Below are 11,742 nucleotides of genomic sequence, written 5' to 3' on the forward strand. Positions count from 1 at the left end.
TGACCGTGAATAAGAAGCTAGTACTCCTCGTTTCAGCGCTGGCAATGGCCGGCTGCGTTTCCCACGAGCCCGTGGAGCAGCCGCCGCAGGGCGTCCGGGCAAAGAAGATCGAGGCGGCGCAGGGCGCGACCTCCGGCCTGCGCTACTCCGCCGTGGTGATGCCGGACGCTCAGGTGCCGCTCGCGTTCCGGATCCCCGGCTACGTCGTCTCCATCAAAGAGGTGCGGGGGCAGGACGGCAGGATGCGCGAGATCGCGGAGGGCGATCCCGTGCGTCGTGGGGACGCGCTGGCGCGGATCCGGAGCACCGAGTACGAAGACCAGGTGCACCAGGCGACATCCCAGGCCGAAGCCGTCGAAGCCGCCGCCATCAGAGCCCAGCTCGACTGGGAGCGCGCTACCCGCCTCTACGAGGCCCAGAGCCTCACCAAGCCCGAGTACGACGCGGCGCGCGCTCAGTATGACGCCACGCAGGCGGAGCTGAGAGCGGCCCGGGCGCAGACGAGCGAGACGGAGACGGCGCTCGGCGACACGACGCTCCTCGCTCCTTTCGATGGCGAGATCCTGGAGAAGGCGGTGGAGCTGGGCGCCTACGTCGGCCCGGGGATCCCCACGTTCGCCGTTGCCGATACGGATCCGGTCAAGATCGTCGTCGGCGTTCCGGACACGACGGTCCGCTCGCTCGAAGTGGGCCAGCGGGTGGCGGTGTCGGTCGACGCCTTTCCGAGCGAGACCTTTCGCGCTCGCATCAGCCGGATCTCGTCGGCGGCCGATCCCAGGACGCGCAACTTCGAGGCCGAGGTCGCGATCCCGAACCCCGAGCACCTGCTCAAGGTGGGAATGATCGGTTCGCTGCAATTCCTGGACGGCGTCGTGGAACAGCAGCCGTCCGTGCTCCTGGTGCCGCTCGAGGCCATCGTTCAAGGCCCGGAGGGTGGGTACGGGGTGTTCGTGGTCTCGAAATCGAGCGAGGGGGTCGTCGCCGAGCTCACCCCGGTCGAAGTCGGTGCGGTCGAGGGAAACGAGATCCGGGTCGTCGACGGACTCGCTCCGGGGGTCACGGTCGTCACCGCCGGGTCGACCTTGCTCAAGGACGGACAGCGCGTGGAGGTGCTGAAGTGAAAGAGGAGAGCGGCAACGGCGGCTGGAACCTGGCGCGATTCTTCGTCGAGAACCGCCAGATCGCCTGGGTCGCGCTCGTCGCCACCCTGGCCTGGGGAGCCTTCGGATACCAGAACATGCCCAAGCGCAAGGACCCCGACATTCCGGTGCTCGTCGCGGTCGCGATCACTCCGTGGCCAGGGATCCGAGCGGAGAAGGTCGAGCAGCTGGTGACCCGCAAGGTCGAAGAGGCGATGGCGGGCAACACGGCGATCGACCGCATCACCTCGGAAACCAAGGACAACATATCGGTCGTCTTCGTCAGGCTCGAAACGTTCATCGAGAACACCGATCAGGAGTTCCAGGACATCGGTCAGAGGCTGAGCCAGATCAACGACCTGCCCGAAGGCGCCGGACCCATCCGGTGGATCAGCGATTTCGGCGACACCGCGGCCCTGATGCTGACCGTCGCCAGCCCCTCGGTTCCGGACCTGGAGCTCGAGCTCCGCGCCCGCGGGGTGCGCGAAGCGATCGAGCAAGCCCGCGACGGGAACGCCGAAGACCGGGCATCGGTGCTCTACTGCTATCCGTCCTCGGTGGCTCGAGCGGCGGTCGAGAATCCGTTAACGATCCTAGCCCTGGAGGCCGAGCGGGACGGCGTCGCGCGGGACGTGCGCCGCGTTTCCGTAGGCAGCTGCTCCGGGGCGGACTTTTCGACGACCCTGTCGGACGAAGAGCTTCGGGCCTACGGCCAGCGCTTTGTCGAGACGAGGCTGCGCGAGTACGACATCCACCCGGACGCGTGGGGTCCCATCATCATCCGCGATACCGCATCGGCGCAGAAGGCACTCGCCGAGGTCGCGAGCGATCGCTACTCCTATCGGCAGCTCGACGATTTCACCGATCTCATCCAGAGGACCCTTCAGCGCATCCCCCTGGTTTCCAAGGTCGATCGCGCGGGCGTTCTCTCCGAGCAGATCTACCTCGAGTACTCCGTCGAGCGGCTGGCTTCGTACGACCTGCAGCCCTGGAAGCTCCGGGACGTTCTCGCGGCGCGGAACGTGACCGCTCCCGGCGGGCTGGTCGAAACCATGCGCAGGAACGTCCTCATCGACCCGACCGCGGAGTTCAAGAGCATGCAGGACATCGAAAACGTCCTGGTGGCCACCTCTTCCAGCGGTGTCCCCGTCTACCTCCGCGATCTCGTGAACGTCTCCCGTGACTACGAAACGCCCCGGCGCTATCTGAACTACCTCACGATGCGCGGCGAGGACGGTACCTGGCGCCGCCATCGCGCCATCACCCTCGCGGCCCAGATGCGGTCCGGCGACCAGATCGAGAACTTCGGTGCCGCCGTGGACGAGGCTCTGGAGGAACTGCGGTCGCAGCTCCCGCCCGACCTCATCCTGGCGCGCACGTCCGACCAGCCCCTCCAGGTACGGGAGAAAGTGAGCCTCCTCATGAGCAGCCTGTGGGAGGCCATCGCTCTCGTGGTCCTGGTGTCTCTGGTGGGGTTCTGGGACTGGCGGGCGGCGCTGCTGATGGCGGCTTCCATCCCGCTCTCGCTGGCGATGGCCTTCGGCGTCGCGCAGGTGATCGGCATCGACATCCAGCAGGTGTCGATCGCGACGCTCATCATTTCTCTCGGTTTGCTGGTGGACATGCCGGTGGTGGCCGGGGACGCGATCAAACGCGAGCTGTCCCACGGCGCACCTATCGCGCTGGCGTCCTGGGTCGGCCCCACCAGGCTCGGGAAGCCCATCCTCTTCGCGACCATCACCAATGTAGTGGCTTACCTCCCGTTCCTCGCCCTCACCGGAGAAACGGGAAACTTCCTCTACAGTCTGCCGGTGTTGATGACCTGCACCCTGGTGGCCGCGTTCATCGTCTGTTTCACGTTCATTCCGCTCATCGCTTACCACCAGATCCGGCCGCCCAAGCGGCCGGAGCAGCCGATCGCGGAACGCCGGACGCACGGCTTCGCCGGAGTGTATTACCGGGTGGGAGACTTCGCGCTCGGTCATCGCTGGGGCGTGTTCGCCGGTTCTCTAATCATCCTCGCGTTCGGGTGGTATTTCATGTCCCGGCTCAGCCCCCAGTTCTTTCCCAAGGACCTGTCGTACCTCTCCTACGTCGACGTGTGGCTTCCACACGACGCTCCGCTGGGAGCCACGAACGCCGCCGCGGCCCATGCGGAAGAGGTCATCCGCGCCGAGGCCGAGCGGTTCGGCGAAGAGCACGGGCACCCTGACGTGCTGAAGACGCTGACCACGTTCGTGGGCGGAGGGGGGCCGCGCTTCTGGTTCTCCGTGGACCCCGAGCTACAGCAGCTCAACTACGCGCAGATCATCGTGGAGGTGACGGACAAACACCTCACGAGCGAGATCGTGGGTCCGCTGCAGACCGCCTTGAGCCGCGAGGTCCCCGGAGCGCGCATCGACATCCGGCAGCTCGAGACGGGGAAGCCGGTCGGTATCCCCCTCTCCATCCGGATCTCCGGCGAAGGTATCGGCACGCTCCGCGATCTGTCGGGCGAGCTCCAGGCGATTCTCCGCGGACACCCGCTCTCGACCCGGGTGCGCGACGACTGGGGTGAGCCGGCGCTCGGGGTGCGGCTGACGGTCGATCCCGATCGCGCGAACCTCTCCGGGGTCACGAACCTCGACATCGCCCTGTCCTCGGCCGCGGCAATGACCGGTCTCCCGGTCTCCGTCTTCAGGGAAGACGACAAGCAGATCCCCATCGTCGCGCGGCTCCGGATGGAGGACCGCGCCGTCACTTCCGACGTTCAGAACACCTACATCTTCGCGATGGAAGGCACGCAACGAGTACCCCTACGGCAGGTCTCGCACGTCACGACGGAGATGACCCCTCCGAAGATAGCGCGCCGCAACCAGTTCCGCACGGTGACCGTCTCCGCGTTTCCCGTTCCCGGCCGCCTTCCTTCGCAGGTGCTCATTCCGTTGATGGATGAGATCGAGAGTTTCCAGAAGCGCATGCCTCCGGGCTACTTCCTCGAGTTCGGCGGCGAGTACGAGGAACAGCAGAAAGGCTTCAAGGAGCTCACGGTGGTGATGGCGATCTCCGTGCTCCTCATCTACTTCGCGCTTGTGCTGCAGTTCCGGAGCGCGGTGAAGCCGCTCCTCGTCTTCGCCGCTATTCCCTACGGCATGTCGGCCGCCGTCGCCGCCCTCTACATCATGGGCCAGCCCTTCGGATTCATGGCGTTTCTGGGCATCGCCAGCCTCATCGGCGTCATCGTGAGCCACGTCATCGTGCTGTTCGACTTCATCGAAGAGGCGCACGAACGAGGAGAGTCGCTGCGAGAGGCGCTTCTCGATGCCGGCATCGTGCGATTGCGCCCGGTGATGATCACCGTGGGGGCGACGGTCCTCGGGCTCGTGCCGCTCGCCCTGCACGGGGGGCCGCTCTGGGAGCCGCTCTGCTACGCCCAGATCGGCGGTCTCACGCTCGCGACCTTCGTCACCCTCCTGCTGGTGCCGGTGCTGTACTCGATCTTCGTCAGGGATCTCAAGCTCATCCGCTGGGACAAGGATACCCATATCACCACCGAGGTTCGCGAGCGCGAGCTCGCCACCGCGGGAAGCTGAGAACCGGAGGGCAAACATGAGCCGCAAGAAGTCCGAGAAGCGGAAGGCCGCGTCGGGCGAGGGTGAGAACGTCCGCACCGGACTCGGAGCCGATGCCATCACCGAATCCCTGATCGATAACCTTCACTATCTGCAGGCCCAGGTGCCCGCGCTCGCGAGCCGCAACGAGTGGTACATGGCCCTCGCGGCCTCGGTCCGCGATCGCCTGCTCGACGGCTACATCCAGATGGTGGAAGCGATCGGAGGCGGGCATCCGTCGACGAAGGTCGTGGCCTACCTGTCGGCAGAGTTCCTGACCGGACCGCACCTGGGGAACAGCCTGGTGAACCTCGGGATCCGGGAAGCGACCGAAGAGGCGGTATCGAGAGTCGGCCAGAACCTGGAAGAACTGCTGGAGCAGGAAGAAGAACCAGGGCTCGGAAACGGGGGCCTCGGCCGGCTGGCCGCCTGCTTCATGGACTCGCTCGCGACCCTCGACGTTCCCGCCATCGGCTATGGGATCCGCTACGAGTTCGGGATCTTCGACCAGGCCATCCGCGACGGCTGGCAGGTCGAGCTCACCGACAAGTGGCTTCGCTTCGGAAACCCGTGGGAGATCGTGCGCCCGGGGATCGCCTATGACGTGAAGTTCGGGGGGCGAACCGAGTCCTACCAGGACGAGCAGGGCCGCCACCGGGTCCGCTGGGTTCCGGAGAAGGTGGTCCGGGGGGTCGCCTACGACACCCCAGTGCCCGGGTACCGGACCTCGACCACCAACCTGCTGCGTCTGTGGAAGGCGGAAGCCATCGAATCCTTCGATTTCGATGCGTTCAACGTGGGCGACTATTACCGCGCGGTGGACGAGAAGGTTCTCTCGGAGACGATCTCCAAGGTGCTATATCCGAACGACGAGCCCGAAGTGGGAAAGCATCTGCGGCTGGCGCAGCAGTACTTCTTCGTCTCCTGCTCGCTCCAGGACATGGTCCACATCCATCGGCTGCGAGGGAAGGACCTCCGCGAGCTTCCTCTCTACTGGGCGGCGCAGCTCAACGACACCCATCCCTCCATCGCGGTCGCCGAGCTGATGCGGCTCCTGGTGGACGAGCACTCCATGGACTGGGGGGAGGCCTGGACCATCACCCAGGAAACCTGTGGCTACACCAACCACACGCTCCTTTCCGAGGCGCTCGAGAGGTGGCCGGTCGCGATGTTCCGGAAGTTCCTGCCCCGCCACCTGGAGATCATCTACGAGATCAACCGCCGGTTCCTGGACGACGTCCGGCGCAGCCATCCCGGCGATGATGCCCTCCTTGCGCGGCTCTCCCTCATCGACGAATCGGGGGAGAAGTACGTCCGCATGGCCCACCTGGCGAGCGTGGGGAGCCACGCCATCAACGGGGTCGCGGCCCTCCACACCGAGCTCCTGAAGAAGACGGTGCTGCGCGATATGTATGCCATCGCCCCGGACAAGTTCCTGAACGTGACCAACGGCGTCACGCCGCGCCGATTCATGGCGCTCTGCAATCCGAAGCTGAGCGCCCTCATCACCAGCCGCATCGGGGATCGATGGATCTCAGACCTGGAGCACGAGCTCGAGCGCATCGAGCCCTTCGCCACCGATCCCGGCTTCCAGGAGGAGTGGCGCGAGGTGAAAGCGGAGAACAAGCGGGTCCTGGCCTCGGTAATCAAGGAGCGCACGGGAATCGTGGTGGACCCGGGATCGCTCTTCGACATCCAGGTGAAGCGGCTGCACGAGTACAAGCGGCAGCACCTCAACGTGCTTCACGTGATCACGCTCTACAACCAGCTGCGGCGGGGGGCGGGAGCGAGCCCGGTGCCCCGCACCGTGATCTTCGCCGGCAAAGCGGCCCCCGGATATCGCATGGCGAAGCTCATCATCAAGCTCGTCAACTCCGTGGCTTCGGTCGTGAACCAGGACCGCAGAGTCTCCGACCTCCTCAAGGTGGTCTTCCTCCCCGATTTCAACGTCAAGCACAGCCAGCCGGTCTATCCCGCCGCGGACCTCTCCGAGCAGATCTCGACCGCGGGCAAGGAGGCCTCCGGCACCGGGAACATGAAGTTCGCCATGAACGGTGCCCTCACCATCGGGACGCTCGACGGGGCCAACGTCGAGATCCGCGACGCGGTGGGCCACGAGAACTTCTTCCTCTTCGGCCTGACCGCCGAGGAAATCGAGAGGCGGAAAGCCCACGGGTACTCGCCCCGTGAGATTTACGAATCGAATCCCGAGCTGCGCCAGGCGTTGGACCTCATCGATTCCGGGCTCTTCTCCGGCGGCGACCGTGAGCTCTTTCGACCGCTCCTGGTATCGCTCCTGACCCGGGACGACTACTTGCTGCTCGCGGACTATCAGTCTTACATCGACTGCCAGCGCCTTGTGAGCGAAGCCTACTCCGACCCCAAGAACTGGACCCGCATGTCGATCCTCAACACCGCCCGGGTCGGCCGCTTCTCCTCGGATCGATCGATCCGGGAGTATTGCCGCGACATCTGGCACGCCAGCCCTCTCCCCAGGGACGGGAGATGAATGTGAATGTGAGTGCGGTCACCGAAGGGACGAGCGCTCCTCTCGGAGCCACCCTCTGCCCCGGGGGCGTCAACTTCAGCGTTTTCTCCAAGAGCGCCGCGTGGATGGAGCTCCTGTTGTTCGATGGCGCGGACGCGCCGGCGCCGGCAAGAGTCATCCCTCTCGACCCGAAACGCAACCGCACCTACCACTACTGGCACGCGTTCGTGCCCCGTCTCGAGGCGGGCCAGGTCTACGCCTACCGGGCGCACGGGCCATTCGCGCCGGAGCGAGGTCTCCGGTTCGACGGCGAGAAGATGCTCCTCGACCCCTACGGTCTCGCGGTGGCGGTCCCCGACGCCTACGACCGGGAAGCGGCAGCCCGGCCCGGCGGCAACGCTGCGGTCGCGTTGAAGAGCGTCGTCGCGGATCCCGGAGCCTACGACTGGGAAGGCGACCGCAGGATCGAGCGCCCCTTTGCGGAAACCATCATCTACGAGCTTCACGTGCGGGGCTTCACCCGTCATGAAAGCTCGGGAGTCGCCTCGGAGAAGAGGGGCACGTATGCCGGCTTGATCGAGAAGATCCCCTACCTCCAGGACCTGGGCATCACCGCCGTCGAGCTCCTTCCGGTCTTCCAGTTCGACGCTCAAGATGCCCCGAGGGGACGGGTGAACTACTGGGGTTACCAGCCGATATCGTTCTTCGCTCCTCACCAGGCGTACAGCTCCCGGAAGGAGCCCCTCGCGGCGCTCGACGAATTTCGAGACATGGTCAAAGCCTTCCACCAGGCGGGAATCGAGGTCTTCCTCGACGTCGTCTACAATCACACCGCGGAAGGGAACCCGAACGGGCCCACGTTCTGCTTTCGCGGGCTCGCCAACGAGTTCTATTACATCCTGGAGAAGGATCGGTCCCGCTACGCCGATTACTCCGGCTGCGGCAACACGCTGAACGCCAACCAGCCGATCGTCCGCCGCCTCATCCAGGACAGCCTGCGCTACTGGGTAACGGAGATGCACGTGGACGGCTTCCGCTTCGACCTCGCGTCGATCCTCACGCGCGACGAGGCGGGGCGGCCTCTCCCGAACCCCCCCGTCCTGTGGGATATCGAGTCCGATCCGCTCCTCGCCGGCGTCAAGCTGATCGCCGAAGCCTGGGACGCGGCGGGACTCTATCAGGTGGGAAGCTTCGTGGGGGACCGCTGGCAGGAATGGAACGGCCGGTTCCGGGACGACGTGCGGCGTTTCTGGAAGGGCGACGAGGGCTCCGTGTCCCGCGTCGCCGCCCGGCTCCTGGGGAGCCCCGACATCTACGGTCACGAGGAGCGGGAGGCGGAGCAGAGCATCAACTTCGTGACCTGCCATGACGGCTTCACCTTGAACGATCTGGTCTCGTACGACCGCAAGCACAACGAGGCGAACGGCGAGGACAGCCGCGACGGCTCGAACGACAACCTGAGCTGGAACTGCGGCGCGGAAGGCCCCTCGGACGATCCGGCCATCGAGACGCTGCGCAACCGCCAGGTCAAGAACTTCTTCGCGCTCCTGGCCTTCTCCGCCGGCACCCCGATGCTGCTCATGGGCGACGAGGTGCGAAGGACTCAGGGCGGAAACAACAACGCCTACTGCCAGGACAACGAAGTGAGCTGGTTCGATTGGACCCTCCTGGAGCGGCACCGCGACATCCACCAGTTCGTCAGGGCGCTCAACCATACTCGCCTGAGCCGGGATCTGATGGCGGAAGAAGGCAGGATCTCCTTGAACGAGATCCTGCGCCGGGCGCAGATCGAATGGCATGGGGTGAAGCTCCACCAGGCGGACTGGAGCCAGCACTCCCATTCCCTCGCCCTGACGTTCCGGAGCCTGCGTGGGCGTTTCCTCCACCACGCGATTCTGAACGCATACTGGGAGCCGCTTTCGTTCGAGCTGCCTCCCCTTCCGGCGGAGAGCCGGGAAGGCTGGCGGCGCCACTGGGATACCGCGCTCGATCCACCCCAGGACATCCTTCCCTGGGAGAGCGCTCCTTTCGTGGACCTGCCGAGCTACATAGTCCAGCCGCGCTCGATGGTGGGCTTTTACCTGCTGCTTCCTTCGGGCGCGGCGGTCTCGAGGGCTGTTGCATGAGGGCGGGAAACATGCCGCGGCAGCGGGTCTTCCTGATCCGGCACGGGGAGACGGCGTGGACGCTGAGCGGGCAGCACACGGGAACCACGGATATTCCACTCACGGAGAACGGCCGGTGGTCCGCCCAGCGGCTCTCGTCGCTCTTCTTCGGAGTCGAGCTCGAGCTCGTGCTCACCAGTCCCCTTCAGCGGGCGCGGGAGACGTGCCGGCTGGCGGGTCTCGGCGACGGCGCGCGAATCGATCGCGATCTCCTGGAATGGAACTACGGCGAGTTCGAAGGCCTTACCACTGAGGAAATCCGCTCCCGCGCGCCGAAGTGGGTGCTGTTCGTGGACGGATGTCCCGGCGGCGAGAGTCCGTGCGAGGTCGGGGCGCGGGTGGATCGCGTGATTGCGAGAGTCCGAGAGAGAAGAGGCGATGCCGCCCTCTTCGCCCATGGCCACTTCTTCCGAGTCTTCGCCGCACGGTGGCTGGGTCTTCCCGTGCAGTCCGGACGGCATTTCCTTCTCGATCCCGCGACGGTGAGCATTTTGAGCGACTACCACGGCATTCCCGCAATCGAGCGATGGAATGCCGGGCTCTGCTGACGAAAGGAGCAAGGAGATTGCGAACGACCAAGATGGAGTTGGAAACCACCGCACGGACGCTCGGCGCGGACGGCAAAGGGATCCTGGTCGCGGACGAGACCGTCGCAACGGTGACAAAACGGCTGGGAGCGGTCGAAAGCGAGAAGACAAGAGGAGACGGCAATGGAGAATCCACTGAGCAATGAAGAGTTGGAACGGATGAATGCCTGGTGGCGGGCGTGCAACTACCTTTCGGTCGGAATGATCTACTTGAAGGACAATCCGCTCCTCCGGAGGCCTTTGAAGCCAGAAGACGTGAAGCATCGCCTTCTCGGCCATTGGGGAGCGAGCCCCACATTGTCCTTCGTCTGGCTGCACCTCAACCGGATGATCGTCCGACACGACCTCGACGCGATCTTCGTGGCCGGGCCCGGCCACGGAGCTCCAGGGGTGCTGGGACCCGCGTACCTCGAAGGCACTTACTCCGAGATCTATCCGGACAAGAGCGAGGACGCGGAAGGTTTGCAGAAGTTCTTCAAGCAGTTCTCCTTCCCCGGGCACATCGGGAGCCACGTGACTCCGGAAACCCCGGGGTCCATCCATGAGGGCGGCGAGCTAGGCTATAGCCTCTCGCATGCCTACGGAATGGCGCTGGACAAACCCGACCTGATCGTCGCCTGCGTCGTGGGAGACGGCGAGGCCGAGACCGGGCCGCTCGCGACGGCCTGGCACTCCAACAAGTTCATCAACCCCGTGCGGGACGGCGCCGTGCTGCCGATCCTGAACCTCAACGGCTACAAGATCGCGAACCCGACCGTCCTCGCGCGCATCAGCCACGAGGAGCTGGAAGCGCTCTTCGTCGGCTACGGTTATACGCCGTACTTCGTCGAGGGCAGCGATCCCGCGGAAATGCATCAGAAGATGGCGGCCACGCTGGAGGAGGCGATCGGCCAGATCCGGAGCGTGCAGAAAGAAGCCCGGCAATCGAGGAAGCCCATCCGCCCTCGGTGGCCGATGATCGTGCTCCGCACCCCGAAGGGCTGGACGGGACCGAAGGAGATCAAGGGCCACAAGGTCGAGGGCTCCTGGCGCGCTCATCAGGTGCCCTTTTCCGACGTCCGCGACAACCCCGCGAACTTGAGGCTCCTCGAAGACTGGATGCGCAGCTACCAGCCCGAGGAGATCTTCGACCCGAGCGGGAAGCTGCTGCCTGAGTTGAAGGCGCTCGCTCCCAAGGGCAACCGGCGTATGAGCGCGAACCCGAACGCGAACGGAGGAATTTTGCGAAAGGACCTCAAGCTCCCGGACTTTCGCAAGTACGCCGTCGAGGTAGCTTCCCGGGGGACGATGGAGCACGAGAACACCCGCCCGCTCGGCGAATATCTCCGCGACGTGCTGAAGAACAATCCGACCAGCTTCCGGGTCTTCGGACCGGACGAGACCGCCTCGAACCGGCTGCAGGCGGTTTACGAGGCGAGCAAGAAGGTCTGGATGGCCGACATGCTCCCGGAGGACTCCGACGGGGGCGAGCTCGCTCCCGACGGACGGGTGATGGAGATCCTCTCGGAGCACACCCTCATCGGCTGGCTCGAAGGATATCTCCTCACCGGCCGGCACGGCTTCTTCCATACCTATGAAGCCTTCGCCCACGTGATCGACTCCATGTTCAACCAGCACGCGAAGTGGCTGGACATCTCGAAGAACCATGTGCCCTGGCGGGCCCCGGTCGCCTCCGAGAACATTCTGCTGTCGTCTACCGTCTGGCGCCAGGACCACAACGGTTTCTCCCATCAGGATCCCGGCTTCATCGACCTGGTCACCAACAAGAGCCCG

7 protein-coding genes are annotated in these 11,742 nt (G+C 65.1%); all 7 read left to right on the forward strand.

Annotation, left to right across the window (positions count from 1 at the left end; genetic code table 11):
- Nucleotides 1–1,121, forward strand: a 1,121-nt coding sequence (locus VEK15_16845) for an efflux RND transporter periplasmic adaptor subunit (protein HXV62372.1), incomplete at its 5' end; no start/stop codon positions are given.
- Nucleotides 1,118–4,711, forward strand: coding sequence for an efflux RND transporter permease subunit (locus VEK15_16850; protein HXV62373.1), 3,594 nt, complete (start codon nt 1,118–1,120; stop codon nt 4,709–4,711). The genes VEK15_16845 and VEK15_16850, both read left to right, overlap by 4 nt.
- A 16-nt stretch (nt 4,712–4,727) precedes the next feature.
- The gene (locus VEK15_16855) at nt 4,728–7,238 is read left to right on the forward strand and encodes a glycogen/starch/alpha-glucan phosphorylase (protein ID HXV62374.1); all 2,511 of its coding nucleotides are present in this window, start codon (nt 4,728–4,730) and stop codon (nt 7,236–7,238) included.
- Nucleotides 7,235–9,343, forward strand: a complete 2,109-nt coding sequence (gene glgX / locus VEK15_16860) for a glycogen debranching protein GlgX (protein ID HXV62375.1) — start codon at nt 7,235–7,237, stop codon at nt 9,341–9,343. The genes VEK15_16855 and glgX overlap by 4 nt, the downstream gene beginning before the upstream one ends.
- Nucleotides 9,344–9,354: 11 nt before the next feature.
- A complete protein-coding gene (locus VEK15_16865) occupies nt 9,355–9,930 on the forward strand; it encodes a histidine phosphatase family protein (protein HXV62376.1) in 576 nt (191 codons plus the stop codon).
- A gap of 17 nt (nt 9,931–9,947) precedes the next feature.
- Nucleotides 9,948–10,115 carry a class I fructose-bisphosphate aldolase gene (locus VEK15_16870; protein ID HXV62377.1) on the forward strand — a complete coding sequence of 56 codons (168 nt, stop codon included), beginning with the start codon at nt 9,948–9,950 and terminating at the stop codon, nt 10,113–10,115.
- Nucleotides 10,093–11,742 (forward strand): phosphoketolase family protein (locus VEK15_16875; protein HXV62378.1); only part of this gene is annotated, 1,650 nt, incomplete at its 3' end. The genes VEK15_16870 and VEK15_16875, both read left to right, overlap by 23 nt.

The organism is Vicinamibacteria bacterium, assembly GCA_035620555.1.
GTDB lineage: Bacteria > Acidobacteriota > Vicinamibacteria > Marinacidobacterales > SMYC01 > DASPGQ01.

Excerpts from the sequence above, each read along its gene's own strand:
- VEK15_16855 (HXV62374.1), top strand. The coding sequence starts at position 4,728 with ATGAGCCGCAAGAAGTCCGAGAAGCGGAAGGCCGCGTCGGGCGAGGGT.
- VEK15_16865 (HXV62376.1), top strand. The coding sequence starts at position 9,355 with ATGCCGCGGCAGCGGGTCTTCCTGATCCGGCACGGGGAGACGGCGTGG.
- glgX (HXV62375.1), top strand. The coding sequence starts at position 7,235 with ATGAATGTGAATGTGAGTGCGGTCACCGAAGGGACGAGCGCTCCTCTC.